General features: G+C 65.5%; 19 protein-coding genes. 7 read left to right on the top strand and 12 right to left on the bottom strand.

The features are described from left to right. Positions 1–36: 36 nt before the first annotated feature. Positions 37–879, bottom strand: coding sequence for an alpha/beta fold hydrolase (locus J4O76_RS09540; RefSeq protein ID WP_426281512.1), 843 nt, complete (start codon positions 877–879; stop codon positions 37–39). Between the two features lie 309 nt (positions 880–1,188). On the opposite strand from J4O76_RS09540, the gene J4O76_RS09535 reads away from it, so the two are divergent. Further along, a complete protein-coding gene (locus J4O76_RS09535) occupies positions 1,189–1,791 on the top strand; it encodes a TMEM175 family protein (RefSeq protein WP_426281510.1) in 603 nt (200 codons plus the stop codon). Between the two features lie 33 nt (positions 1,792–1,824). Here the strand turns inward: J4O76_RS09535 and J4O76_RS09530 are convergent, their stop codons facing one another. The 10 genes from J4O76_RS09530 to J4O76_RS09485 all read right to left on the bottom strand — a co-directional run bounded on the left by J4O76_RS09530 (position 1,825) and on the right by J4O76_RS09485 (position 12,110). Continuing rightward, positions 1,825–3,408 (bottom strand): phospholipase D-like domain-containing protein, encoded by a 1,584-nt coding sequence (locus J4O76_RS09530; RefSeq protein ID WP_426281508.1) that lies wholly within the window; start codon positions 3,406–3,408, stop codon positions 1,825–1,827. 124 nt (positions 3,409–3,532) lie between these two features. Next, positions 3,533–3,676: a hypothetical protein gene (locus J4O76_RS09525; protein ID WP_156348916.1), complete on the bottom strand. Its 144-nt coding sequence runs from the start codon at positions 3,674–3,676 to the stop codon at positions 3,533–3,535. Between the two features lie 171 nt (positions 3,677–3,847). Then, positions 3,848–4,741, bottom strand: a complete 894-nt coding sequence (locus J4O76_RS09520; RefSeq protein WP_426281507.1) for a hypothetical protein — start codon at positions 4,739–4,741, stop codon at positions 3,848–3,850. A gap of 38 nt (positions 4,742–4,779) precedes the next feature. After that, positions 4,780–5,013, bottom strand: a complete 234-nt coding sequence (locus J4O76_RS09515; RefSeq protein ID WP_426281505.1) for a hypothetical protein — start codon at positions 5,011–5,013, stop codon at positions 4,780–4,782. Beyond that, entirely contained in the window at positions 5,010–6,542 is a 1,533-nt protein-coding gene (locus J4O76_RS09510) for a PAS domain S-box protein (RefSeq protein WP_426281504.1), read from the bottom strand. The genes J4O76_RS09515 and J4O76_RS09510 overlap by 4 nt, the downstream gene beginning before the upstream one ends. 4 nt (positions 6,543–6,546) lie before the next feature. Next, positions 6,547–6,912, bottom strand: a complete 366-nt coding sequence (locus tag J4O76_RS09505; protein WP_056064930.1) for a CsbD family protein — start codon at positions 6,910–6,912, stop codon at positions 6,547–6,549. 41 nt (positions 6,913–6,953) lie between these two features. After that, complete coding sequence (locus J4O76_RS09500; protein ID WP_426281503.1) at positions 6,954–7,283, bottom strand: hypothetical protein; 330 nt, start codon at positions 7,281–7,283, stop codon at positions 6,954–6,956. 122 nt (positions 7,284–7,405) lie between these two features. Beyond that, entirely contained in the window at positions 7,406–7,579 is a 174-nt protein-coding gene (locus tag J4O76_RS09495) for a hypothetical protein (RefSeq protein WP_426281501.1), read from the bottom strand. Between the two features lie 186 nt (positions 7,580–7,765). After that, the gene (locus J4O76_RS09490) at positions 7,766–9,691 is read right to left on the bottom strand and encodes a CocE/NonD family hydrolase (protein ID WP_426281500.1); all 1,926 of its coding nucleotides are present in this window, start codon (positions 9,689–9,691) and stop codon (positions 7,766–7,768) included. Positions 9,692–9,764: 73 nt separating this feature from the next. Further along, positions 9,765–12,110, bottom strand: a complete 2,346-nt coding sequence (locus J4O76_RS09485) for a GH92 family glycosyl hydrolase (protein ID WP_426281499.1) — start codon at positions 12,108–12,110, stop codon at positions 9,765–9,767. A 362-nt stretch (positions 12,111–12,472) separates the two neighbouring features. Between J4O76_RS09485 and J4O76_RS09480 the strand changes: the two genes are divergently transcribed. The 6 genes from J4O76_RS09480 (at position 12,473) to J4O76_RS09455 (ending at position 24,480) form a co-directional block, all read left to right on the top strand. Next, positions 12,473–13,672 carry an ROK family transcriptional regulator gene (locus J4O76_RS09480; protein WP_426281497.1) on the top strand — a complete coding sequence of 400 codons (1,200 nt, stop codon included), beginning with the start codon at positions 12,473–12,475 and terminating at the stop codon, positions 13,670–13,672. A gap of 371 nt (positions 13,673–14,043) precedes the next feature. Then, entirely contained in the window at positions 14,044–17,115 is a 3,072-nt protein-coding gene (locus J4O76_RS09475) for a TonB-dependent receptor (protein ID WP_426281495.1), read from the top strand. Then, positions 17,115–18,293: a glycoside hydrolase family 43 protein gene (locus J4O76_RS09470; protein ID WP_426281494.1), complete on the top strand. Its 1,179-nt coding sequence runs from the start codon at positions 17,115–17,117 to the stop codon at positions 18,291–18,293. Before J4O76_RS09475 ends, J4O76_RS09470 begins: the two co-directional genes overlap by 1 nt. A 122-nt stretch (positions 18,294–18,415) precedes the next feature. Beyond that, the gene (locus tag J4O76_RS09465; protein ID WP_426281846.1) at positions 18,416–20,677 is read left to right on the top strand and encodes a GH92 family glycosyl hydrolase; all 2,262 of its coding nucleotides are present in this window, start codon (positions 18,416–18,418) and stop codon (positions 20,675–20,677) included. 14 nt (positions 20,678–20,691) lie between these two features. Then, positions 20,692–22,131 carry a glycoside hydrolase family 125 protein gene (locus J4O76_RS09460; RefSeq protein WP_426281493.1) on the top strand — a complete coding sequence of 480 codons (1,440 nt, stop codon included), beginning with the start codon at positions 20,692–20,694 and terminating at the stop codon, positions 22,129–22,131. Between the two features lie 21 nt (positions 22,132–22,152). After that, entirely contained in the window at positions 22,153–24,480 is a 2,328-nt protein-coding gene (locus tag J4O76_RS09455; protein ID WP_426281490.1) for a GH92 family glycosyl hydrolase, read from the top strand. A gap of 42 nt (positions 24,481–24,522) precedes the next feature. Here J4O76_RS09455 and J4O76_RS09450 read toward each other — a convergent pair whose 3' ends face one another. Further along, positions 24,523–26,280, bottom strand: a complete 1,758-nt coding sequence (locus J4O76_RS09450) for an aspartyl protease family protein (RefSeq protein WP_426281489.1) — start codon at positions 26,278–26,280, stop codon at positions 24,523–24,525. Between the last annotated feature and the right edge of the window lie 184 nt (positions 26,281–26,464).

Raw genomic sequence — 26,464 nt, 5'->3', positions numbered from 1 at the left:
ATTCAGATTATGCTGCGGGCCGATCGTGGCGGGTGTTCAGCTTTTCACGAACGCCAGCAGATCGGGGTTGAGAACCTCGGCGTGCGTCGTCAGCATGCCGTGCGGAAAGCCCTTGTAGATCTTCAGCGTGGCGTTCTTGAGCAGTTTCGCCTGCACGAGCGAGGCGTCTTCATAGGGGACGATCTGGTCGTCATCGCCTTGCAGCACCAGCATCGGCACGGTGATCGCCTCCAGATCCGCGGTCTGGTCGGTCTCCGAAAACGCCTTGATGCCGTCGTAATGTGCGAGCGCGCTGCCCATCATGCCCTGGCGCCACCAATTCCGGATGACGCCGTCCGAGACGACGGCGTTCGGACGGTTGAAGCCGTAGAACGGCCCCGATGCGACATCGAGGAAGAACTGCGCGCGGTTCTCGGCGAGGGCCTTGCGGAACCCGTCGAACACCGCGATCGGCGTGCCGCCGGGATTGGCGTCGGTCTTGAGCATCAGCGGCGGGACCGCGCTGACGAGGACGGCCTTGGCGACGCGGCCCTGCGGCTGGCCGAACTGCGCGACATAGCGCGCGACTTCGCCGCCGCCAGTCGAGTGGCCGATATGCACTGCGTTGGTCAGGTCGAGATGCTCGGCGACGGCGGAGGCGTCGGCGGCATAATGGTCCATGTCGTTGCCGGTTTCGGCCTGTGACGAGCGGCCATGCCCGCGGCGATCATGCGCGACGACGCGGTAGCCCTCGGCGAGGAAGAACAGCATCTGCGTGTCCCAGTCGTCCGACGACAAGGGCCAGCCGTGGTGGAACACGATCGGCTGCGCGTCCTTCGGTCCCCAATCCTTGTAGAAGATGTCGACGCCGTCTTCGGTCTTGATGAAGCCGCTGCTCATTTCGGTATCTCCGTCTTGTCATGGAAGTGCAAGGAAGCGTGCGATCCAGGGTCAAGCCTCTCCGAACACAGGTTTTCCTGATCTGCCGCGCGTCGATCGCGTCTGGAGAATGGCAAACAGAAACCGCGTTCGCGCATGACTGCCATGCCGTCGTGTGATGTAAAAGCCTGGATCGGACTGGGATAGATCGGTCGATCGGATATAGGAAAAGCATCGGCACGGCGGAAACCGGGCCGGTTTCTTGCAAGATACTGAATTCACATTTCTTATTGTGGCCAAGCTCACGGTGAGAGCTGGCGGGGGGCGACTATGAGCGGACGACGACTGGGGCCGGGGAGAGTCGAGGCCTTCACCGACGGCGTGGTCGCGATCATCATCACGATTATGGTGCTTGAGTTGAAGGTGCCGGAAACGGGCGACCTGCACGCGTTGATCGGGAGTGCGCCGGTGCTGCTGGCGTATGTGTTGAGCTTCGTGAACGTCGGGCTGTTCTGGAACAATCACCACCACATGTTTTCCGCGGTCGAGCGCGTCGACGGGCGCGTGATGTGGGCGAACCTGTTCCTGCTGTTCTGGCTGAGCCTGGTGCCGTTCGTGATCCGCTGGCTCGACGAGAGTACGTTCGCGGCGGGGGCGACGGCAGCTTATGGCATCGTCTTGGGGCTGGCGGCGATCGGCTATTCGCTGACCGAACGCGCGATCATCGCCTGCAACGGCAAGGAGTCCGCAGTCGCGCGCGCGATCGGTTCGGACTGGAAGGGGTGGGGCAGCATCGCGCTGTATTTCACCGGCGTGCCGCTCGCGTTCGTCAGCCGCTGGTTCGCGATCGCGTTGTACGTGGCGGTGGTTGCGCTGTGGCTGATCCCCGACCGCCGGATCGTGCGCGCGTTTGGGGATGAGCTTCGAGGCTGAGTCCTCCTCCCTCGAGGGGGGAGGATTTGCGCGTCATTTCTTGGTGCGGAGTCCCCACAGCATCGTGCCGACCAGCGCAATGCCGGCCGCGGTGCCGCCGACCGCGACCGCGGCCATGATCGGCGAGATGCTGCCGTCGGCGCGGTGGAGGTGCGGACGCAGGTTCTTGAGCAGCGGCTTGCGGCCCGACAGCCCCTCGAACATTTCGCCGGGACTCTCGGGATCGAGGATCTTGTTGTCGGCCAGCCACTCGCGCACGGAGTCGAGTTCGGGGACCTCGTAGGGGCGGAGCGAGCGGCCGTCGCCGCGCAGCCGTTCGATCGTCTCGATAAGCGAGCCGGTTTCGGCGATCGACGTCTTGATCGTCGCGACGTCGGTGTCGAGATGTTCGGCGAGCAGGCCGTTGCGGATGCTGGCGATCGTGTCGCGCTCACCGGCGTTGCGATCGCGCGCGGCGTCAATGACGACGTCGCATTCGCTGTCGAGCCGCAGCGAACGGTTGTTGAAGTTGGACGAGCCGACGCGGAGCACTTCGTCGTCGACCACCGTCACCTTGGCGTGGACGTAGATCGGCTGCCCACCCGCGGTGAAGGGGTGGTAGAGCCGCAGCCGATTGTGCGGATCCTGTTCGTGCAGCGCCTCGACCAGCCGCGCCCGTGCGGAGTCCATCGCGATCGGTTCGAGCCAGCCCTCCGCCGTGGTCGGGTGGACGATGACGAATTCGGGACCGTCGGGTTCGCGTAACCGCTTGCCGATCGCCTCGGCCACTTTGCGCGACGCGAAATACTGGCTCTCGGCGTAGAAGAAGCGCTTCGTCCGCGCGATCAGGTCGACGTACAGCGCCTCGATGTCGTGGCGGGGCTCCTGCTCGGCCATTTCTGGAATCGTGAGCGCGATGCCGACTTCGACGTCGGTGAAGTCGGCCTTCACATGACCGGGCCAGCAGTCGGCGCCATCGGTCACCGGCTCCAGCGCGCCGCCGCCGGACACTTCCCAGCGGCCACGGCACATGTCGCCGAGCGCGCGCGCGACCGGGCCCTGCAGGATCGTGGTAGCGTCGTGCCACGGACCATAAGGCGAGCCGTCGGGCTCGATCCGGCGCGGTTCGTCGTCGGCGTGCGCGCGCGTGTCCCAGCGGTCGACGGTCATGTCGATCCCGCCGCAGAACGCGACGTCGTCGTCGATCACGACCACTTTCTGGTGATGCGAGCCGGCGGGGGGATGATGGCCGTCGAGCCGCAGGTGGACCTGTGGGTCGCGGATCCACTTGGCGATGCGCAACAGCGTCTGGCCGTGGAACAGCGTCTTGATCGCCCCGGTATCCCAGCGGAGGATGTGGATGTTGAGCCCCGGCGTGCGGCGCGCGAGCCAGGTGACGAATTCGCCGACGCGCTCGGGGCCGCCATCGTCGTCGTCGCCGCCGCTGTCACCGCCACCGAAGCGGATGCGCGCGTCGAAATCCCAGCCGACGAGCAGGATCTGCTTCCTGGCCTTCATCATCACCGCGCGGGCGGCTTTGAAATAATCGTCGGCGTCGACGATGACGGTGGCCTGCTTGGCGGGTTCGATCCGCCAGCAGTTGCGACCGGGCTCGAGCAGTGTTCCGTGAGAATTCATGGTGCTGCCATCGCAGGCTTGGCGCGATCAGCCAACCCACGGAGGCGCGTTTTGCCCCTCGATGGACGAACTGCGGGCAGCATTCATTATAAAATGTTCGTGGCGCGCACGCATCATCGGTATCTTATTCGGACAGCTCGTTTTCGGCTGCGTCGAGCGCCTGCGCCAGCAAGGCCGCCACGAGATGGTCGTCCTGGGCGTCGGCAAGTTGCAACGCGCGGACGATGGCAATGCGAAGCGAACGGCGATCCTGTTGCGACGTGGTCATCTCGGTACCCTTGGATTTCTATCAGGTCCTCGCCGCGGGTCCTTACTCGGTCGGCAGCGACGATGTAACCTGTTTGACGAACGAACGGCCGCGCGATTGCGCGGCCGTTCGCCGAATGGGATGCCGTCCCGTTACGCGGACGGCGCCCGTTACACGAACCGATCGGCCGTATCAGACGGCGTCGGTGTAGATGCGGCGGCGGGCGGCGGTGGTGGCACCGAAGCCTGCTGCGGCAGCGCCGATGAGCAGCGCGATCACGATCATGAACGACGTACCTGCGGCTGCGCCAGCGGCGGTGTCGGTCGCCGACTTGGCGGTCTCGATCGTCTTGTTCTTGGTCTGGACGAACTGTGCCTTGGCGCGCGTCACCTGGGCCTGAGCCTCCGGACGGCTGATCTTGCGCTGAGCCGCGACGATGTCGACGATACGGCTTTCAGCCTGTGCGCCGTCCTGGCCACCCTTTGCGAGTGCGGGCAGCTCCTTGGCGATTTCCTTCTGCGCCTGCTCCGGCGTCATCTGCGCGGGATCCGACGGTGCGTCCGACAGATACTGAGCAGCTTCGGCGCGAACGTCGGTGACGTCGACATTGGCGACGTCGGCAACCTTCGGGGCTGCTGCGCCGATGCCGGTGCCGGCTGCCGATGCGACTGAACCGACGGTGCGGAATGCGCCGCCGATGATGCCGCCGACGGCCGAGGTGAGCAGGTACATGGTGAGGATCAGGGTGACGCCCCAGACGACGAGGCCATGGATCAGGCCGTCGAACCGATCATGTACGCCAGCGCCGCGTGCTGCGGCATAACCGCCCGCGCCGAGAGCGATGATCGTCGTGATGATCCAGTAGATCCCTGCGCCGATGCCGAAGCCGGTCGCGCCGGGGGTCGTGCCCTCGACCGGATCGACCAGGCTGAGGCCGATGCCGGTGCCGAGGATGCCGAGCACCAGCTGGATCGCGATCGCGATCACGACGCCGGCGAAGATTGCGCCCCACGAGATGCGGGTCGGGGTCTTCACGCGACGGAAGTCGTCCGTCGGCAGGACGCCGGGATTTACATGGTTAGCCATAATTCACTCCTGTTATTCACGATATTCGAGGAACGGCGTCAGTCTTTGCCGTGCCTATCGATGGGTGTGTCGATCTGTTTGTCGGCCTTCGCGGTTCCGGCCTTCGAGGCTTCGTCGGCCTTGGCTTGGCGCGCGCCGGCTTCGCTTTCCTGCGAGCCGCGCTGTTCGATCGCGGCGTTGCCGATGATCTTGCCGATCGCCTCCTGGATAGAGCCCTTCGCCTGGCGGGTGCGGGCGTCGTCCTGGTCCGGCTTGTCCGTGTCGCGCGTCATGCGGCGATCTCCTTCGAGGGCGCCTTGAGGTGGAGCGCGTGCGGGATGGAATCGCCATCGAACCCCCGCGCGCGCGCCCAGGCGGCGGCGGCGTTGCGACGATTGACGCCGATCTTCGAATAGATCCGCGCGACATGGTTGCGCACGGTGTTGCTGGAAACGTCGAGCGTGCGCGCGATCGACTTGTCGTCGAGCCCGCGACAGATCAGCGCCAACACCTCGCGCTCGCGCTGCGTCAGTTCGTCGAGCCCGACGCCGACCGGCTCGGCGTTCGGCGTGCGGATCCGCGCAAGCTTTTCCATGATCGACCGGCTGAGCCAGCTCGTGTCCTTCATCACCGCCTCGATCGCGTTGACGAGTTCGCGCTCGGACGCTTTGCGGGTGCTGATGTCGCGCATCGCCCACAGCACGCAGGCTTCGTCGTCGAGCTGGATCGGCTCGGTCGAGACGATGCAGTCGATGATGTCGCCGTCCTTGCCGCGGATACGGACTTCGCGGTCGCGGATCGGGAGGCCGGCGTCGATATCGGCCTCGATCGCATGGCGCAGTGCGGGCGTTTCCCACAGGTCGACGTCGCCGAGCGGGCGACCGATGATCTCCGCCGAGGAATAGCCGGTGAGGCTGGTGAAGGCTTCGTTGACGTCGCACAGCCGGTGACCGTCGCGCGCGCCGATCGCGAGCGCGACGGGTGCGAGCGAGAAGGTCCGCATGAAGCGCTCCTCGCTATGACGCAGCTGCGTTTCGGCTTTCCGGCGCGGTTCGAGGTCGGCGAAGGTGAACAGCATGCAGGGCTGATCGCCCATGTCGATCGGCTGGCCGGCGACGATCACGAGCTTGGTCTCGCCGTCGGGAAGGCTGAGCTCCGCCTCCATCTGCGGGATGGTGCGGCCCTCGGCGAGGCGCTCCTTGCCGAGATCGCGCTTTTCGCCGCGTTCGAGGACGTCGATATCATAGACCGTGCGCGACAGGACGGCATCGCGGTCGTGCCCAGTCATGTCGATGAAGCCCTGGTTGACCTTCACGAAGCGAAGATCGCACAGGCGACAGATGACCGCAGGCGCGGGGTTCGCGTTGAACGATTGTTCGAAGCGATCCTCGGCCTCAAACCGCGCGGACACGTCCTGGATGATCATGACGAGGCATTCGGGCTCGTCGTCGTCGTTGGTCAGGACGAGGCTGCGCACCTGATGCACCCAGCGGGGCTCGTCCTCACCGGCGACCGCGACCTCGACCACGACCTCCGAGAAGGCCTCGCCCGACACGACGCGTTCGATCGGGTAGTCGGCGTCGTTGAGCTTGTGGTTGTTGCGGTAGCGCAGCTGGAAACGCTGGCGGTAATCGTCGACCGTGGCACCGAGATCCTCGACCGAATCGACCCCGTGCATCCCGAGTGCGGCCGTGTTGGCCCACAGGATGTCCTGGTCGGGATCGACGAGGATGACGCCTTCGTCCAGCCCCGCGATGATCTGGCGCAGATGGCGCAGATCGGCGGAGTCACGAAGCGACTTGAGAGGCGGCGCCACGGTCATGCGATCAGTCGCGCTGGCCGTGGACGAGCCAGGCGAGGCCGTAGCCGATTGCGGCGGCGCCGAGCGCCCAGAGGACGGGCGCGTCCTTGGCCGATGCCTGCGCAGTCGAGGCCGCACGACGAGCGGCGTCGGCGGCACGATCGCCGGCTTCGCGCGCCTCGCTGCCGATCTTGTCGGCGAGTTCGGGGGCACCGTCGACGGCATCCTCGATCGCCGACTTGGCGCGGCCGTACAGGTTCTGTGCGCCGCCGGCGACCTGGTCGACGACGCCGTCGACCTGCCAGTCGCGGCTGTTCACGGTGTCGCCAACAGCCTTCTCGACCTTGCCGCCGACATAGCGGGCGCCGCCCTGGAATTCGTCCTTGTTCATGTCAGATCCTTACGTTTGAAATTCGGTGGAGAGGGCGCGGGTTACGGCAGCACGCCGCAGCCCGCGGCGGCCTTGCCGACTTCGAGCGCGATCTTCGGATCGCGAAGCTCGGAGGCGACGCGGATGAGATCGGACGGGGTGAGCACGCCGGGCGTGGTGTCGCCCTGGCGGTACGCCGCGGCGGCCTTGCCCAGACGCTGCAACTGGCCGAGCGAGAGGTTCGCCTGAAGCCGACCGCCGACGCAATCGGAGCGCGATTGATCGAGCCCGTAGCGCTGGAGCCCGGTCGAGATGCGCGTCGCGGGCGCGGCGCAACCGGCAATGGACGCCAGCAGGGCCAGGGCCCCGGTGGCGGACGTCATGCGCTTCATGTGAGCAGCTCCAGTATCTTGCCGCACGCGGGGTATCGCGACGGGACTGGACGCATAAACCTACCGGTAACCTCTTGGTTCCTGGTAGTTTTGTGTAAGAATACTAGCTGTAATGTACCATATCAGGACGTCGTGCGCGCCGCATAGAGCCGCGCGAACCGCAGATGTAGCGACCGCGTGCTCGAATCCTCGGCGACCTCGGCGCGGCCCTCATGCCACTCGGCTCGACGCTGAAAATAGCTCGAATCGTCGTTGTCGTCGGCGGGGAAGTGGCTGTCGTCTTGAACCTTCGTCATCGCATTGCCCTTGGTAACCTGCGCCTTCAGTACGAAATTGCAGGCGGCCGCGCGTGATCGGAAACGACTAGGCGATGCGGTAGTATGATCAGTCTGGCGTCAGGGGGTAATGACGCTGCGGGGACGCCGCCGCGGCCGAGTTGGCCGGGCGACGATGCCATCCTTATGTCGGCTTGGTTCGATCGATTACTTGGCCAGCGCCGCGGACTGGTCGAGCGGGACGACCGGCAACCAGACCGCGCTAGCCGATGCGCCGCCCCGGACGATGGTGACCGTTGCCGGCTTATAGTCCGTTTTCTTCGCGAGGAAGATGTTGGGGACGAAGGTCTGCGGGTTGCGATCGTAAAGCGGGAACAGGCTCGACTGGACCTGGATCATGATCTTGTGGCCCGGCTGGAACACGTGGTTCACGGTCGGCAGGCGGAACTTGTATTCCTGCACCTTGCCCGCTGGGATCGCGGTCGGCTTGGCGAAGCTCTGGCGATAGCGGCCGCGGAAGATGTCGAGGCTGATCGGCAGTTCGTAACCGCCCATCTTGGGATCGGTCGCGTTCTCGGCCGGGTAGACGTCGATCACCTTGACGACGAAATCGCCATCGGTGCCGGTCGTCTTGGCGAAGATGTCGGCGATCGGTGCGCCCGACACGCGCACCGGCGCGGTCAGCGCCTCGGTGGTGTAGGTCATCACGTCGGGACGGCCATCGACGCCGCGCTGGTCGCTGACGAGCCAGTCGCCCCAGCGGCCGTCGCCGAAGTTCACCGGGCGTGGCAAATGCGGCACGGGCTTCGACGGGTCGGAGACGTAGCTGTCACCACCGGCCGCCGCCTTGCCGAAGCCGAGCGCGCCGCCCTCCTGCAGGTAGATCGGCTTGAGCGGCGCGGTGCAGCCCGTCTCGCAGGCGAGTGGCCATGTCGCGAACTTGTCCCAGTGATTCTCGCCGGTGTTGTAGATCGCGGCGGCGGGCAGCGTGACGGCCGGGCCGTCCTTCAGATACTGGTTGAAATAGGGGAGCAGCATGTCCTCGCGGAATTGCTGCGCGGTGTCGCCATTCCACTGGAACGGCCCAAGGCTGCGGCCTTCGCGGTTGATCTGGCTGTGGCGCCACGGACCCATCACGAGGTGGTTGTTGCCGAGCTTGCCCTTGGCTTTCAGCGCTTCCCAAGCGGTGATCGCGCCGTACATGTCCTCCTGGTCCCACAGGCCCTGTTCCCAGATCGTCGGCACGTTCGACGGGTTGGCGGCGAGCAGCTTGTCGAGCGCCTGACCCTGCCAGAAGCCGTCATAGGCGGGGTGCGACACCATCCGCTGCCAATAGGGTAGTTGATCGTAGCCGGACTTCTTCGCCCAGTCGCCGGCCGAGCCGACCTCGCGGAAATTGTCGTAATCGTCATAGCCCCCGGTCGGCGGTGCCTTGCCCGCACCCTTGTAGCCGGTCTGGCTGCCGAGCCATGCGATGTTGGCGAGGCGGAACGCGCCGTAGTGGAACCAGTCGTCGCCCATCCAGCCGTCGATCATCGGGCTCTCGGGCGCGGCGACCTTCAGCGCGGGGTGCGGGTTCAGCAGCGCCATCGCGACCGTGAAGCCCTCGTAGGACGAGCCGATCATGCCGACGCGGCCGTTAGACTCCGGCAGGTTCGCCCTGTTCACAAGCCAGTCGATGGTGTCGTACGCGTCGGTGACGTGGTCGACCTTGGTCGGGTTGAGCGGGCCGATCACGGGGCGCGTCACGACATACTCGCCCTCCGAGCCGTATTTGCCGCGGATGTCCTGGTAGACGCGGATATAGCCCGCCTTGACGAACATCTCGTCGGCGAGCGGCAGCGTGGCGAGGATGCTCGAACTGTCGGAGCGGTTCGCGCGACCCTTCGCGTTGTAGGGCGTGCGGGTGAGGACGATCGGCGCGTTCGCGACGCCCTTGGGATAGACGATGACGGTGTAGAGCTTGGTCCCGTCGCGCATCGGGATCATCACCTCGCGCTTCACGTAATCCTGCGCGGCGGTCGGCGGCACGAACTTGGCGGGGATGTCGCCGCCGACGGGTGCGGTCTTGTCCTGCGCGATTGCAGTGGTGGCGAGGGCGATCGAGGCGAACAGGACGAATTTGACGGACATGGCGACGGACTCCGGAAGCGTTGGGGCGAAGCTAGGCGCAACCGGGGCGCGGGGGCAATCGGTCTGACAGTCTTTAGTGGCGCGGCATGGTCGATGGCGCGGTCGAGGACGAGAACGGGCGGGCCTTCGCGCCCTTGCCCCAGAGCTTGTTGGGTTTCGCGGCCATCACGAAGCGGAGTTCGCCACCCTGGCGAATCTCGTCGTCGCGCAGATAGCTGCGGGCGAGGGGTTTGCCGTTGAGCGTGACCGATTGGATGTACGGGTTGGCGTCCGACAGATTGTCGGTCCGGATCGCGAACTGCTTGCCGCCGGGCAGCGCTAGCGTCGCCTGCGACAGGAACGGGCGGCCGATGACATATTCGTTCGATCCGGGTGCGACCGGGTAGAAGCCGAGCGCGGTGAAGACGAGCCATGCGGACATCTGGCCGAGATCGTCGTTGCCGCTCAGCCCTTCCGGCTTGGCGCCGTACTGGCTCCGCACGATCTGGCCGAGCCGCTCCTGCGTCCGCCACGGTGCGCCGGCGTAACTGTAGAGATAGGCGACGTGGTGGCTCGGTTCGTTGCCGTGGATATACTGGCCGATCAGCCCGGCGATATCCTCCGCATGGCTGTAATCGACCTTCGAATTGTCGAAGTCGAACATCGCGTCGAGCTTCCTGACGGTCTTCGCATCGCCGCCGAGCAGCCGGAACAGTCCCGCCTGATCCTGCGGCACGAACCAGCTATATTGCCACGCATTGCCCTCCGTATAATCGGAGCCGTAATTGATCGCGGTCGGATCGAACGGCGTGCGGAACGTTCCGTTCGCGAGCCTTGCGCGCAGCCAGCCGGACTTCGCGTCGAAGCTGTTGCGCCAGTTGCCCGCGCGCGTCTCGAACCGCTCGGCGATGGCGGTCTTGCCCATCCGCCGCGCCATCCGCGCGATCGTCCAGTCGTCATAGGCGTATTCGACGGTCTTCGACGCGGCCTCCGGCTCCTTGTCGATCGGGACGTAGCCGCGCTGGATATACTCGCTGAGCCCGCCATAGGAGGCGTGGTCGGCGCTCGCGACCATCGCCTGCAACGCCGCGTCCGCGTCGAAGCCACCAATGCCCTTCATATACGCGTCGGCGATGACGGGGACGGCGTGATAGCCGATCATCGTCCACGTCTCGCGTCCGGCGAATTGCCAGACCGGAAGGATGCCGTCGGGGCTGTGCTGTTGGCTGGCGATCAGCGAGCGCACGATGTCGCTATTGGTCTTCTCCGGCTGGATCAGCGTCAGCAGCGGATGTTCGGCGCGGAACGTGTCCCATAGCGAGAAGGTCGAGCGGACGGTGAAGCCGGACGCCTGACGCACTTGGTCGTCAGGGCCGCGGTAGCGTCCGTCGCTATCGCTCCACACGCTGGGGGCGAGCAGGCTGTGATATAGCGCGGTCGCGAAGATGCGGCGCATCGGTGCGGGCGCCTCAAACTTGACCGCGCCGAGTGCGGTATCCCAGTCGTTTCCGGTCTTGGCGCGGACGGCGTCGAAGCCGCCGGGTTCGCTGTCGATGTTGGCGAGCGCCCCGGCTTCGTCGACGCCGGAGATCCCGACCTTTACTTCGAGCGGTGCATCGAGCGGGCCGAAATCCAGCCGCGCTTCCAGTGCCTGGCCGAGTTTCTCCGCGAGCGCATCGCTGCCGCGGCCTGGGCCCTGGAACCCTTTGTACGGGATGTCCTTCTCGCGGTTGACCAGCGCGTGGCCGACCAGCGGCGCCGAGAACCGCATCGCGAAGTAGAGCTTGCGGCCTGGTGCCCAGCCGCGCGTCTCGCGAAAGCCGGTGAGCACGCCGTCGTCGCGCAGGTGCAGCCCCGACCACAGGATCTTGCCGGGGTAATTATAGAGCGAAGACCGGAGATCGACGACGAGGTGCGCGGCCTTACCCTTGGGGAAGCTGTAGCGATGCACGCCGATCCGAGTGCCCGCAGTCATTTCCGCGCGTACGCCGGGCCCGTCGAGCGTAACGGCATAATAGCCAGGCTTAGCGACCTCGCTGGCATGCGAAAAGCGCGAGCGATAGCCGGGCGCGGCGGGCGTGCCGGGGTCCATCGGCACGGTCTCGCCCGATACCGGCATGACGAGAATGTCGCCGAGATCGGAATGTCCCGCGCCCGAGAAATGCGTGTGGCTGAACCCCTCGATCGTCGGGTCGTCGTAGCGATAGCCGGCGGCGTGGCCGTAGCAGGTGCGGATCACGCAGGAGGTATCGGTGTCCGGCGACAACTGGACCATGCCGAAGGGGGCGACCGCGCCGGGGAAGGTGTGGCCTTCGCCGCCGGTGCCGATGAACGGATCCACCGCATCGCTCGGTTTGGCAGCATCCTGCGCGAAGGCGGGGCCGGCGAGGATCGTGGTGAACAGCGCACCCACGAGGCACGATCGCGTGAAGATGGACATCGAGGTCACCCGTTCGGAGGGAAATAGGCGGGGGAGCTTGCCGGGTGCCAGGTGAACCATGTCGCGCACATCCCCTCTATTCGTTCGGTCGCCAGACTGGCTTCATCGCCAGCTCTTGCGCAACCGCAGAAGTGGATTAGAACATCAAATTGGATAATTCAAACGAACAGTTTGGAAGCGAGGGGGATGCAGAAGATGGTCTTCAGACCGGGCCGATATGCCGCGCGTTCACTGAACGCCAATAGTGTGCGCTTGCCAAGCCTTCGCAATCGCGGGATCACTTCGTCGCCGACGCTGAAGTCGCTATGTTGCAGCGCAGTGCGGCTTCGTCTTCTGTTCTCGAGCCTGGATTATCGGTCCGCATGACTCTTCAAACGCCGCCGCGTCTGTCGGGAACCAACCTCGAGCGGGCCGCCGATCACAACCAGCGCGTGACATTGCATGCTATTCGCCTCGGCGGATCGCTGACGCGAATCGACCTTGCGCGGATCACCGGGCTGACCGGGCCGGCGATCGCCAACATCACGCGGCGGCTGTTGCAGGAAGGCATGATCGAGGAGGCGGGGCAGCGCCGCGGTGGACGTGGTCAACCGCCGACCAAACTCGTCGTCCGGGCCGACGCGTGTTACTCGATCGGCGTCAATATCGACCGCGACCATATCACGATCGTGCTGGTCGATTTTCTCGCGCAGATCCTCGCGCGCAAGTCGATCGAGATCAGCTTCGCGCTGCCCGACGACGTCCGCGATCTGTTCCGGCGCTCGGTACGCCAGATGCTGAAAAGCGCGAAGGTCGATCCCGCCAAGCTGGTCGGCATCGGCGTGGCGCGACCCGATGACCTCGCGCTGGTCGCGATGCCGGGCCGTCCGGCCGCCTATGCGGCGTGGGACGGAATCGACATGGCGACGCTGTTCGACAAGCCGCTGTCGCTGCCGGTGTTCGTCGAGAACGATGCCGCCGCCGCCGCGATGGGCGAGATGCAGCTGGGCTTCGGACAGAATTACAGCAGTTTCTTCTACATCCTCGTGTCGTCGGGGCTGGGCGGCGGCTTCGTTGCGGATGGCGCGTATGTTCGCGGCACGCATGGACGCAGCGGCGAGCTGGGGTTCATGGCGGCCGGCGGCGGCAAGCGGGGACGCGAGACCGTGCAGAAACTGGTATCGCTATCCGGGCTCGCCGAGCATCTGGCGAATTCGGGGTTCGAGATCGGGCAGGTGCTGCATCAGGCCGATTGGGCGCCGGACGTCGAGCTTTGCCTGGAGGAATGGGTCGAGCGGGCAGCGCATACGCTCTGCACGCCCCTCGATGCGATCAACTGCCTGATCGATCCGGCGGTAATCCTGATCGGCGGGCGCCTGCCGAGCCGGGTGGTGGAACGGGTGGCGGAGCGCGTCAACGCATTGATCCGGGACGCGACCGATGCGCCTGCGATCGCGCCGGTCCGCCGTGCCGCGCTGTCGGAGGATGCGCCTGCCGTTGGTGCGGCGATCCTACCGTTCAGTCATTTCCTGCTGCCCAAGGCCGCAGCGCTTTGGAAGGATTCTGGCGTGGCAGCCGACTGACACCGGTAATCGGTTTCAGTACCGCTATCTTGGCATGTGAGGCCTCCGTGCGCTTGGCGTTGCCGAGTGCGGGCTGTTGGTCTTCGTTTGCGTACGAATACGCGACGGCAGGCGTGAATCCTCGCGGTGTCTTCCCCCAGACTATCGGCGTATCGAAGGGTATTCACCGAGTTGCGTCCGCAACGGTCCAAAACTAACACAACAATCTATTTGACAATTTGCTTTTACAATTGGCAAATAGACGGGTCGAGACTGCACGCCGACAGGATCCGATTCAACCGGACAGCCCAACCGAAAACGGTGGGCAGGCGCGCTATTCGCAGGGGTAAGTGAGGGGGCGCAGGCATCCTCACGAGGAAGAGGAAAGTCTGATGACCGCAAGCATAGAATCGTGCTCGATCGTGGCGCGTCGCCATCGTCCGTTGTCGTTCATGTTGGCCACGGTCAGTCTTACTGCTGCGTTGGCCGGTGCCGCGCAGGCTCAACAGGCCGCGCCCTCCGCTATGCCTCCCCAGAGCGCGACGCCGTCCGACCAGGCGCAGCCCGCCTCGACTGCTACGGCGGAGTCCGGGCAAGCCGCCGGCACGACACAGCCGGATGGGTCGGCGCAGGACACTGGCGACATCGTCGTTACCGGGTATCGGCGCTCGATCGAGAAGAGCCTCGCTCGGAAGCGCGAGGCGAACGCGTTCGTCGACGTCATCACCGCCGAAGACGTCGGCAAGTTCCCCGACAAGAACGTCGCCGATGCGTTGCAGCGCGTGCCGGGCGTGGTCATCACCCGCGACGGCGGCGAGGGCAGCCGGGTCAGCATCCGCGGCCTCCAGTCCGGCCTGACGCTCACCCTGCTCAACGGCAATTTCCTCGCCGGCGCCGATAGTGGCGAGCCGCAGCGGTCGTTCAACTACGTGCTGTTGCCGTCCACGTTCATCGCCAGCACCGAGGTGTACAAGTCGCCCGAAGCGCGGCTTGAGGAAGGTGGCGTCGGTGGCACGATCATCCTCAACACGCGGCGGCCGTTCGACGTGCCGGCGTGGTCGGGTTTCGTCTCCGCCGAAGGGACGTATTCGGACACGACCGAGAAGTACGAACCGCAGCTTGGCGGGCAGGTGTCGTGGAAGAACAAGGAGGAGACGTTCGGCCTGCTGGTCGGCGGCGTCTGGCAGAAGCGCACCAACCGCGAGTTGCGCAGCTCGTCCGAGAGCTGGCTGTGGTGGAGTGATCGCGACGCGCAGGGCAACGTCCTGAAGCCCGCGACCGACGTCGAGGGCAAGACCTTCGCGAACAACGATGCGATCTCCTATTGGCCCGGCCAGGGCACGACCGCGCGCGATGGCACGCATTATTCGGGCTATTGGGCGCCGCAGTCGGTCAACGCCGAAGTCTTCGACCAGGAACGCGAGCGTTACGGGATCCAGGCGACCGCGCAGTTCAAGCCGTTCGAGGCGGTCACGGTCACCGCGAACTATTTCCGGTTCGGCTATAGCAGCAACTATACATCCAACGTGTTGAAGATCCCCGAATGGGGCTACGACAATTTCTTTACCGGCGCGACGTTCGACAAGAGCGGGACGATCTTCCAGTCGGCCAATTTCGCGGTGCCGGCGGCGGGAACGGGCTGTCTCGCGCGCCCGACCCCGTGCACGATGGAGACGCCGCAGATCGCCGGCACGTACAGTCGCGAGAAACAGGTTTCGAACACGTTCGAGACCGAGGTCAAATATAGCCAGGATCGCTTCGACGCCGTCCTGAAACTGGGCAAGACCAAGTCGAGCGGTGGCCCGTCGGTGCGCTTCAGCGTCGCCGCCAAGCCCCGCCTGACGACGCCGGGCCGGGAGCAGAACGGCAATCTGGTGAGCAACTGGGATATCTCGGACGGCATCGCCAATTTCGAGTTCTCACCCGAGCTGCAGAACAACCTCCGCAACGGGATCGCACAAATCGACGTGGGCTCGACCAACTCGAGCTTCGTCAACAGCGATCTCGGCCAGCGTTATGCGCAGCTCGACTTGACAAGGCGGTTCGACGGCTTCCTGAAGTCCGTGCAGATCGGCGGCAAATGGCGCGACCTCAAGATCGGCCGCGAGACCGGCCGCAACGACTGGTATGCCGATCCGGCGACGTTGCTTCGCTACCAGGATACCGCCGCCGGTGCCGTCGCGCGGCCTGAATTCTTTTACGCGAACCAGATTGGCAACATTAACGGCGGCTTCAACGCGAACGTCGTGCCGGGCATCAATTTTGACGAATATCTGAAGTATCTGAATTCGACCTACGGCCAGGCGGTGCGGGTGTACGAACCCGACTTTGTCTATGCGCTGGGGGAGCGGGTCTTCGCCGGCTATGCGCAGGTAAACTTCGGGACCGGTGGCCTTCGCGGTAACGTCGGCCTCCGCATGGCCAATACGAAACAGTCGGGCAACACGTCCGACCGCCTGCAATATCTCAACGACTATTGCGTCAACGGCCCCGGCGGGGCGGCCGATCCCAACCGTCCGCTCGGCCCCGATGGCAATTGCCAGGTGCTGCCACTCAGCGTGCGCGAGACGATCGTCAACACGCGTGCCGACCAGTCGAAGACGTACACGGACTGGCTGCCGAGCTTCAACGTGTCGTACGAAGTCACGCCTGATCTCCTCGTTCGCGGCGCCGTCGCGAAGGTGATCGCGCGGCCATCGTTCGAGAATCTGGGGTCGCAGCGGTCGCTCACGTTCCGCTCGGATGCGTATGCGTTCGATCGTGGCCAGTTCGGCGAGTTCGCCGGCTGGTCGGGCAGCGGCGGAAACTCTGACCTGAATCCATTCTCGGCGTGGCAATACGACCTTGGCATCGAATGGTATTTCCACCGCGGTTCGGTGCTCGGCGCGACCTTCTTCCGCAAGGATGTGTCGGACTTCGTGGTGCCGTTGGTGCTCAACGTCACGCGCGACGTCAACGGAACGCAGCAGTTGATCCAGCCTTACTCGACGGTCGCGAACGGATCGAATGCGCGGTCGCAGGGTGTCGAGTTGTACGCGCAGCACACGCTGTCGTTCGGTCTCGGCGCGCAGGTCAACTTCACCTATAACGACACGTCGGTGGCGGACGTGACGCTCGACGGGCAGAAGATCGGTTCGTCCGCGCTCGTCGGCAGCGCCAAGACGCAGGTCAACGCCTCGGTTTTCTATGAGCACGGCAAGGTGCTGATGCGCGCCTCGTACAACCGGCGCGGCGAAGTCGTCGGCGGGTTGCAGTCGGGCCTGAACGAATACACCGATCCGTATGCGCAGGTCGATCTCAACGCGGCCTATGCGCTGACCGACCGGCTCAACCTCACCGCCTCGGTGATCAACCTCACCAAGGCGGAGGAAAGCCGCCATCTCGGCAACGATACGAAGGACCGCTTCACCTATCGGAATTACTTCGGGCGGCGGGCCTATGTGGGCGTTTCGTTCAACTTCTGATGACCTGGTTTGATCGGCTTGTCTCTCGGGTGGCGCCTTCGCGGCGCTACCCTCCCTTTTCTCGCGGCGTCGGGTCACCGCATGTTGGCGAAACGCGCGGTCGGCGCGGGGTTCGGATCGCGCTGACCGCGTCCGCGCTGATGATGTGCGGGCTGGCGAGTGCGTCGAACCCGATCGTTCCCGGCTGGTATGCCGACCCCGAGATCCGCGTGTTCGGCGGGCGCTACTGGATCTATCCGACCTATTCGGATCATTACGGCAAGCCCGACGTCACCAGCCGCTTCTCGGCCGCGCAGACGCTCGCGCGGCAACGCAAGACGGTGCGTCAGTCCTACGGGATGCAGACCTTCTTCAATGCGTTCTCGTCACCCGACCTGGTGCACTGGACCAAGCACGACCACGTGTTTGACGTGCGGAACGCAGCGTGGGCGGCCTATGCGATCTGGGCGCCATCGGTGATCCAGGCGAACGGTCGCTATTACATGTTCTTCAGCGCGAACGACATCCAGAGCGATGCGGAGCTTGGCGGGATCGGCCTCGCGGTCAGCGACCGGCCCGGTGGTCCGTTCAAGGACGCGATCGGCAAGCCGCTGGTCGGCGCGTTCCACAACGGCGCGCAACCGATCGACCCGTTCGCGTTTCGCGATCACGATGGCCAGGTCTATCTGTTCTACGGCGGCTGGAAGCATTGCAACGTCGTCCGGCTCAGCTCCGACCTGACGCGCATCCTGCCGTTCGCCGATGGCTCGACCTACAAGGAAGTGACGCCACCCGGCTATGTCGAGGGCTCGTTCATGATCGAGCGCAAGGGCGTCTATTACCTGATGTGGTCGGAGGGCGGCTGGACCGGCCCGGACTATAGCGTCGCCTATGCGACCGGGCCGGGACCGACCGGTCCGTTCACGCCGCGCGGCAAGATCCTGTCGCAGGACCTGCGCATCGCGCGCGGCGCGGGGCATCACTCGGTGGTCAACGTGCCGGGTACCGACGACTGGTACATCGCGTATCACCGCCGCCCGCTCGAGACCGATCGCGGCGAACACCGCCAGATCGCGATCGACAGGATGGTCTTTGCCACCGATGGTCGGATCGAGCCGGTGGTGATGACCAATACGGGCGTGAAGCCGCGACCGATCGGCGTGCAGAAGCCGACACGAAATTCAGGGAGAGCGATGTGAGAAACAGGGCGATCGCCAATTTGCGCGGCACGGTAGCGGCGGTCGCGTCGCTCGCTCTCGTCGCGCCCGCGCCGATTCTGGCCCAGACCAAGGCGACGGCCGCCGCGTCGGCCAACGGCGCGATGCAGCCGCAGGACCAGCCTTCGGTCGATCTGGTCAACCCGCTGATGGGGACCGATTCCGACTACACCTTGTCCTACGGCAATACCTATCCCGCGGTGGCGGTGCCGTGGGGGATGAACTTCTGGACGCCGGTCACCGGCAAGACGAACAGCGGCTGGGGCTACACCTACGACGCGAACAAGATCAACGGCATCAAGCAGACGCACCAGCCCAGTCCGTGGATGAACGACTACGCCGCGTTCTCGCTGATGGCGACGACCGGTGCGCTGAAGGTGAAGGAGGACGAACGCGCGTCCTGGTACAGCCACAAGGCGGAGGACAGCCGGCCGTACAGCTACAAGGTCTATCTCGCCGATTACGACGTGACCGCGGAGGTCGCGCCGACCAACCGCGCCGCACAGTTCCGCTTCACCTTCCCGCAGAGCAACGACGCGCACATCATCCTCGACGGCTATGCCGGCGGCTCGATGGTCTCGATCGACAAGGCCAAGCGCCGCATCACCGGCTATGTCCGCAACAACCACGGCGGCGTGCCCGACAATTTCCACAATTACTTCGTCGCCGAATTCGACCATGACTTCACCGTCAGCCAGACCTGGGACGGCAAGGGCCAGGTCACCGCGACGCCGACGCGCGAGGGCGATCATGTCGGCGCGGTCGTCAGCTTCAAGACACGCAAGGGCGAGCAGGTCGGCGTCAAGGTCGCGTCGTCGTTCATCAGTCTCGAACAGGCCGAGCGAAACCTGCGCGGCGAGATCGGCGGCGACGGGTTCGAGCAGACCAAGACCAAGGCGAAGGCGATCTGGCAGCGCGAGTTCGACCGCGTCCAGGTCACCGATCCCAATCTCGACAACCGCCGGATCTTCTATTCCGCGCTGTACCGCATGCTGCAGTTCCCGCGGATGTTCCACGAGGTCGATGCCAAGGGCCAGACGGTCCACTACAGCCCGTATGACGGCAAGGTGCACCCGGGCTTCCTCTACACCGACAACGGTTTCTGGGACACGTGGCGCGCGGTCTTCCCGTTCTTCGCGCTGATGTATCCCGAGCGCGACAGCGAGATCATGCAGGGGCTGGTCAACACCTACAAGGAGTCCGGCTGGCTGCCCGAATGGGCCAGTCCCGGCCACCGCGACGTGATGATCGGATCGAACTCGGCGAACCTGATCGCCGACGCGTATCTGAACGGCGTGCGCGGGTTCGACGTCGAGACGCTGTACCAGGCGATGGTCAAGAACGCGACGACGTCGCAGGGCCGCCCGGTCGACAAGAAGGGCAAGGTCGTCGGCGCGGTCGGGCGCGAGGGCGTCGAATATTATAACCGGCTCGGCTATGTGCCGTATGACGTCGGCATCAACGAGAATGCCGCGCGCACGCTCGAATACGCCACTGCGGACTTCTCGATCTCGCGGCTCGCGACGGCACTGGGCAAGACCGAAGATGCGAAGCTCTACGCCGCGCGCGCGCAGAATTACCGCAAGCTCTACGACACGCAGAGCGGCTGGATGCGGGGCCGCAAAAAGGACGGCAGCTGGTCGACGCCGTTCAGCCCGTACAAATGGGGCGACGCGTTCACCGAGGGGAATGCGCTGCATTACAGCTGGTCGGTGATGCAGGACGTGCAGGGGCTGGCCGACCTGATGGGCGGGCGCGAGGCGTTCGTGAAGCGGCTCGATTCGATCTTCACCACGCCCCCGATCTTCGACGACAGCTATTACGGGCAGACCATTCACGAGATCCGCGAGATGCAGATCGTCGACATGGGGCAATATGCGCACGGCAACCAGCCGATCCAGCACATGACCTATCTCTACGACTGGGCCGGCGCACCGTGGAAGACGCAATATCACGTCCGCGACGTGATGAAGAAGCTCTACTCGCCCGCGCCGGACGGCTATCCGGGTGACGAGGACAACGGCCAGACCTCGGCGTGGTACGTGTTCTCCGCGCTCGGCTTCTACCCGGTCACGCCTGCGGTCGGGCAATATGCGATCGGCAGCCCGCTGTTCCAGACCGTGAAGCTGACGATGCCGGGCGGTAAGACGCTGACGATCGAGGCGGCGAACAATGGCCCCGGCAATGTCTACATCCAGTCGGCGAGCTTCAACGGCACTCCGCACGACAAGCCCTGGCTGACGCGCGCGGCGTTGCAGCAGGGCGGCACGCTGCGGTTCGTGATGGGGCCGACGCCGAACACCGCCTGGGGTGCGGCAAAGGCCGACGCGCCGTTCTCGATGAGCGCACCGGTGGCGGGACGTTGACCATGGAAACCGGAATGCGCCTTCGTCGACGCGACGTGATGACGGGCGCCGCCGCGCTGGCCGTCACCGCCAGCCTCCCGCGCGCCGCGTCCGCCGCTGCCGCCGCGCTACTCGTAAGCAAGCGACCGCCGCGCGGCCAGCGCCGCTTCGTCAGTCCCGCGGTCGAGGCCGAGATCGCGCGCGTGAAGGCGAAGATCGCCGATCCCGAACTCGCCTGGCTGTTCGAGAATTGCTATCCCAACACGCTCGACACCACGGTCAAGGTCGGCACGGTCGACGGCAAGCCCGATGCGTTCGTCATCACCGGCGATATCGAGGCGCTGTGGCTGCGCGACAGTTCGGCGCAGATGCAGGCCTATGTGCACCTCGCGCCGAAGGATGCCGGCTTGCGCCGCGTCTTCACCGGGCTGATCGCGCGGCAGGCACGCTGCATCCTGATCGATCCTTATGCCAACGCGTTCATGGAGGATCCGACCGCCAAGTCGAACCTCGGCGCGCGGACCGACCAGACCGACATGAAGCCGGGCGTCGCCGAGCGGAAGTGGGAGATAGACTCGCTATGCTACCCGATGCGGCTCGCGCACGGCTATTGGACCGCGACCCGCGACAAGACGCCGTTCGACGATCTGTGGGCGAAGGCGATGCGCCGCGCGATCGCGACCTTCCGCGAACAGCAGCGCAAGGATGGCAAGGGCCCGTATCATTTCCAGCGCTTGAACGTCTCGCCGACCGAGACGCTGATGTTCGAGGGCTATGGCGCCCCGACGCGGAAGGTCGGCCTGATCCATTCGATGTTCCGCCCGTCGGACGATGCGTGCCTCTATCCGTTCCTGATCCCGTCGAACCTGTTCGCGGTGTCGGCGTTGCGCATGCTGGCGACGGTCCAGCGCGAGGCGCGCGGCGATATGGCGGGCGCGACCGACAGCGAGGCGCTGGCGACCGAGGTCGAGGCGGCGCTCCGCGCGCATGGCCGGATGCCGGACGGGCAGGGCGGCGCGGTCTGGGCGTATGAGGTCGATGGCTTCGGCAACGCGATCTTCATGGACGACGCCAACGTGCCGAGCCTGTCGGGCCTGCCGCTGCTCGGCGCGGCGGATCGCAGCGACCCGCTGTTCCGCCGCACCGCCGCGCTCGCGTGGAGCGATCGCAACCCGTATTTCTTCACCGGTACCGCCGCGCGCGGGATCGGCGGGCCGCATATCGGGCTCGACATGATCTGGCCGATGTCGATCATCACACATGCGATGAACAGCGATGACGATGCCGTGATCCGCCAGTGCCTTGCGTGGCTGAAGACCACGCACGGCGGCACCGGGTTCATGCACGAATCCTTCCACAAGGACGATCCGGCCAAGTTCACGCGCAGCTGGTTCGCCTGGGCCAATGGATTGTTCGGCGAGCTGATCCTCGACCTCGAGCGCCGCAAGCCTGCCTTGCTGGCCGCCCGCTACTGATATGAATTCCGGGAGATACACATGACCACCGCCAACCGCCGCCAGGTGCTCGCCGGCACAGGGCTTGCTGGCCTCGCCGCTGCGTTGCCCGTCACCAACGCCGCGGCCGCGCAGGCGCCCGTCGCGGGCAAACCCGATCTGTTCGTCGGTACCGGCGGGCACGGTCATACCTATCCCGGCCCATCGCTGCCGTTCGGGATGGTGCAGCTCGGCCCCGACACCGACAACAGCCGCTGGGATGCGTGCTCGGGCTATCACCAGGACGATGGCTCAATCATGGGCTTCAGTCACACGCATCTGTCGGGCACCGGGATTGGCGACATGCTCGACGTGCTGGTCGTGCCGACGCGCGGGCCGTTGCAACTGAAGCCCGGTGCGCTCGGCAAACCCGAACAGGGGTATCGCCAGCGTTTCACCGACGAGCTAGCAGAACCCGGCTATTACCGCGTGAAGCTCGAATCGGGCGTGCTCGCGGAACTCACCGTGACGGAGCGTACCGGCCACCACCGCTACAGCTTCCCGCAGGGGCCGGGGCACATACTCGTCGACTTCGCGCACATGATCCTCGACGTCTGGGACAAGGGGACATTGATCGACGAGGCCTCGCTGGCGATCTCCGCCGACGGGATGCTGACGGGCAGCCGCCGCGTCCACCGCTGGGCGAAGGGCCGGCGCATCCATTTCGCGATGCTGCTGTCGCGCAAACCCGACCGCGTCCAGTTCTTCGGCGACGACGACGCGCCTGCACCGGCGGGCGCGAAGGGCGTCACCGGCAACCGCCTGAAGGTCGCGTTGTTCTTCGACCAGGCGGGCGGCGCGCCAATCCTGATCAAAACCGGCATCTCCGCGGTCGACGTCGCGGGTGCCAAGGCCGCGCTCCAGGGTGAAGCCACAGGCTGGCAGTTCGACGCGGTGCGGCGCTCGGCGGCGCGCACGTGGCAGGCCGAACTCGACCGCGTCCGCGTCGATGGCGGCACGCCCGAACAGCGCACGATCATGGCGAGCGCGCTGTATCACGCGTTCCTGTCGCCGACGCTCTTCACCGACCGCGACGGCCGCTATGTCGGGCTCGACCGCAAGGTGCATCAGACGACCGCCGCCGAACCCGCGTTCAGCACCTATTCGATGTGGGACACCTACCGCGCGCTGCATCCGCTGCTGACGCTCGTCCAGCCCGACAAGGCGGCGCAATTTACGCGCGATCTCGTCCGCCAGACGGTGCAGAGCCCGACCGGATCGCCGGTCTGGCCGCTGCAGGGCGTCGAGACCGCGTGCATGATCGGCTGGCATTCGGTGTCGGTGCTCGCCGAAGCCTGTGCCAAGGGGATCAAGGCGGATTACGCTGCGGCGTGGCCGCAGATCCGCAGCCGTGCGTTCGATCGCAGCTTTCCCGACGTCGACAGCACGCTCGGTCGCGACTTCTATTACGACCTCGGTTTCGTGCCCGCGGACAAGACCTGGGAGTCGGTCAGCCGCACGCAGGAATATGCCTATGACGACTGGGCGATGGCGGTGCTCGCCGATGCGGCAGGCGTCAAGGCCGACGCCGCCGCGCTGCGTAAGCGCAGCCTCAACTACCGCAACGTCATCGATCCCAGGATCGGTTTCGCCCGGCCGCGCTTTGCCGATGGCAGCTGGTGGGCCGATTACGACCCGATCCAGCTCGGCCACAACCCTGAGAAACAGCGCGACTATACCGAGGCGAACGGGTGGCAGGCGACGTTCCTCAACCAGCACGACGTCTATGGCCTGATTGCGCTGTTCGGCGGGGATGCGGGGTTCGTGACAAAGCTCGATGCGCTGTTCACCGCGCCGTCGACGCTGCCCAAGAACGCGCCGCCCGACATCACCGGGCTGGTCGGCCAGTACGCGCACGGTAACGAGCCGGACCAGCACGCCGCCTATCTCTACGCCTATGCGGGCGCGCCGTGGAAGACGCAGGCTATGGTCCGTCGCCTGCTGACCGAGATGTACAAGGCCGAGCCCGACGGCGTCATCGGCAACGACGATTGCGGCCAGATGAGCGCGTGGTTCATCCTCTCCGCGCTCGGCTTCTACCCGGTCGACCCGGTCAGTGGCGTCTATGTCTTCGGTTCGCCGCTGTTCGACACGGCGCAGGTCGATCTCGGCCAGGGACGCACGTTGCGCGTCGTCGCCAAGGGCAATGCGCCGGCCAGCCCCTATGTCCAGTCGGTCCGCTGGAACGGCAAGCCCTGGACACGGAACTGGATCGCACACGCCGACATCGCGCAGGGTGGCGAACTCGAATTCACGATGGGACCGAAGCCGTCGTCGTTCGGCACTGCCAAGGCGGACCGTCCGCCGTCGTTCGGGTCTCAGCCGCGATAAGGGTGCTGCGCCGGGCGCCAGCAGGTAGACGTCGGCGTCCGGTCAGCCGTCGAGCCCGTACCGCGCCGCGCGTTTGGCGACGTTTGGGTTGATCGCGAGCGCGGCCTTGCGGTCCGCGTCCGCCGCTTCAATCTTGCCCGCGCGTCGTTCCGCGATCGCGCGGGTGTAGAGCGACCAGGCGTTGCGCGGGTTGGCTTTGACCGCGGCGTCATAGTCGACGAGCGCGGCGTCGAGCTTGCCGAGACGCAGGTTCACCAGCGCGCGGCTGTCCAGATACGCGGCATAGCCGGGACGGAGCTTCAGGGCAGTGTTGCAGTCGGACATCGCACGATCGAGTTCGCGGTTCAGCAGCGCGCGCGCCCAGCATCGGCCGTTAAACGCGGTGGAGCGGGCGGCGTCCTCGGGATGCATCTTCAGCCAGGCATCGTAATTGACGATCGCGAGCTCGGGCTGGTCGAGATTTTCGTACAGGCCGGCAAGCTGGAGCCGGCGATCCGACCCGGCCGGCAGCGCGCGACCGGCGACCTTGGCATCTTCGCCCGCGCCATCTGGATCGCGGCTCATCAAGCGGAGGCGTGCGCGCAACAGGCGGACATCGGTGTTGTCGGGCATGAGCGTCACGGCCTTGTCGAGATCGGCCGCGGCGAGCAGGAGCTGGCCGTGCGCGAGCCGGGCTTGTGCGCGCTGATACACGTAGCGTCCTTCGGTCGGCGCCATCGCCACCGCCTTGTCGAGATCGGCGAGCCCCTCCTCGATCCGGCGCTTCGACAGGAACACCGCGGCGCGTCGGCTGAACCCCTCGGCATCGGTCGGCACGGCGGCGGTGTCGGTCAGGTCGAGCTTTTCGCCCGCGGTGGTACGCGCGCCGCTCGGCGTCAGCCCGAAGACCGGGCCGCCTTCATAGGTCATGTAGAGCAGGTGGTTCGCGTTCGACACGAAGATGCGGTGCGTCAGGAAGAAATCGAACCCGATCAGCATGTCGCCGTCGATCCGGATGTCGGCGATCTGGAATTTCGGGTGCGGCACGGTCTCGCCGCCGAGGTCGATCGTATCGAATGGAGCGCGCCAGGTCGCGAGCTGCTTCGAACCGATGCCCGAGTTCAATCCGACCGCGGTCACGCCGGGACTGGTCGGTGTGATGCCTGCCCGCTTGGCCGCGGCGAGCGTCATGACGGTGGTTTGCGCGCCTGAATCGAACACCGCGCGCATCTTGACGCCGTTGACCAGGACGGTGCCGATCGTGTGCGGCTTCCACGGTCCGGTGCCGCCGCGTTCGAGCGGGATCGTCGAAAACGGTTTTCCCGCGGCCCAATAGGCCAGCCCGACATTGCCGCAGCCATCGACCCGCATCAGCCGCACCGCGCTGTGCGGCAAATCGTATTCGACATCGGCGAGACCGAGGATGTTCTGGCCGAGCAGACCGGCCGTCCCCGTGTCGGTGCCGCCGACGATGAAGCTCACCCGCGGGATCGGCAGGCCGGCGAGCGAGAAGTCCTTTGCGCTGGCGATCGCTGCGGACGTGTCGCCGTTGACCCCGCGCAGCCGGAACCAGGGGGGAGCCGGCTCGCTCGACAGCCCGAACTCCGCAGCCGACGCGCGCGACACCGTACTGTAGAAGGCGCCGCTATCGACGATGAATCGCGTGTCGTGCGTGCCGAACTTCGCATCGACCATCGCGCGGCGACCGGTGAGGGTCACGGGCAGTTCGGCGATCTTGCTGACCTTGCACGCAGCCACCGCCGGCCCAGCCGCCGTCAGGCTCAACAGCGCGAGCACACCCAACCGAACCCGTCCGCGCATGCCCGTCTCCCGATCCCGACCCTTGATCCCCGGCGGAAGACTATCGAAGCGACGGTCACGAGCAAGTGACGACGGTGTCACGCGGAGCATTTGGACGATCGAACGGAAACCGGATATCGGTATGAAGTTTTTGTTAAAGAGCAGCCGTACTGGTAGTCGTGCGTTGCGGCGAAGGGGACCCTGG

The organism is Sphingomonas sp. NFX23 (genome assembly GCF_049887795.1).
Lineage (GTDB): Bacteria > Pseudomonadota > Alphaproteobacteria > Sphingomonadales > Sphingomonadaceae > Sphingomonas.
This window is presented reverse-complemented; position numbering and strand designations above follow the sequence as displayed.

Coding starts and splice junctions, on each gene's coding strand:
- J4O76_RS09530 (WP_426281508.1), bottom strand. CDS start 3,408: ATGAATTCTCACGGAACACTGCTCGAGCCCGGTCGCAACTGCTGGCGG.
- J4O76_RS09525 (WP_156348916.1), bottom strand. CDS start 3,676: ATGACCACGTCGCAACAGGATCGCCGTTCGCTTCGCATTGCCATCGTC.
- J4O76_RS09450 (WP_426281489.1), bottom strand. CDS start 26,280: ATGCGCGGACGGGTTCGGTTGGGTGTGCTCGCGCTGTTGAGCCTGACG.
- J4O76_RS09475 (WP_426281495.1), top strand. CDS start 14,044: ATGACCGCAAGCATAGAATCGTGCTCGATCGTGGCGCGTCGCCATCGT.
- J4O76_RS09505 (WP_056064930.1), bottom strand. CDS start 6,912: ATGAACAAGGACGAATTCCAGGGCGGCGCCCGCTATGTCGGCGGCAAG.
- J4O76_RS09515 (WP_426281505.1), bottom strand. CDS start 5,013: ATGACGCGCGACACGGACAAGCCGGACCAGGACGACGCCCGCACCCGC.
- J4O76_RS09480 (WP_426281497.1), top strand. CDS start 12,473: ATGACTCTTCAAACGCCGCCGCGTCTGTCGGGAACCAACCTCGAGCGG.
- J4O76_RS09500 (WP_426281503.1), bottom strand. CDS start 7,283: ATGAAGCGCATGACGTCCGCCACCGGGGCCCTGGCCCTGCTGGCGTCC.
- J4O76_RS09455 (WP_426281490.1), top strand. CDS start 22,153: ATGACCACCGCCAACCGCCGCCAGGTGCTCGCCGGCACAGGGCTTGCT.
- J4O76_RS09460 (WP_426281493.1), top strand. CDS start 20,692: ATGCGCCTTCGTCGACGCGACGTGATGACGGGCGCCGCCGCGCTGGCC.
- J4O76_RS09510 (WP_426281504.1), bottom strand. CDS start 6,542: ATGACCGTGGCGCCGCCTCTCAAGTCGCTTCGTGACTCCGCCGATCTG.
- J4O76_RS09535 (WP_426281510.1), top strand. CDS start 1,189: ATGAGCGGACGACGACTGGGGCCGGGGAGAGTCGAGGCCTTCACCGAC.
- J4O76_RS09495 (WP_426281501.1), bottom strand. CDS start 7,579: ATGACGAAGGTTCAAGACGACAGCCACTTCCCCGCCGACGACAACGAC.
- J4O76_RS09490 (WP_426281500.1), bottom strand. CDS start 9,691: ATGTCCGTCAAATTCGTCCTGTTCGCCTCGATCGCCCTCGCCACCACT.
- J4O76_RS09470 (WP_426281494.1), top strand. CDS start 17,115: ATGACCTGGTTTGATCGGCTTGTCTCTCGGGTGGCGCCTTCGCGGCGC.
- J4O76_RS09485 (WP_426281499.1), bottom strand. CDS start 12,110: ATGTCCATCTTCACGCGATCGTGCCTCGTGGGTGCGCTGTTCACCACG.
- J4O76_RS09520 (WP_426281507.1), bottom strand. CDS start 4,741: ATGGCTAACCATGTAAATCCCGGCGTCCTGCCGACGGACGACTTCCGT.
- J4O76_RS09540 (WP_426281512.1), bottom strand. CDS start 879: ATGAGCAGCGGCTTCATCAAGACCGAAGACGGCGTCGACATCTTCTAC.
- J4O76_RS09465 (WP_426281846.1), top strand. CDS start 18,416: ATGCAGCCGCAGGACCAGCCTTCGGTCGATCTGGTCAACCCGCTGATG.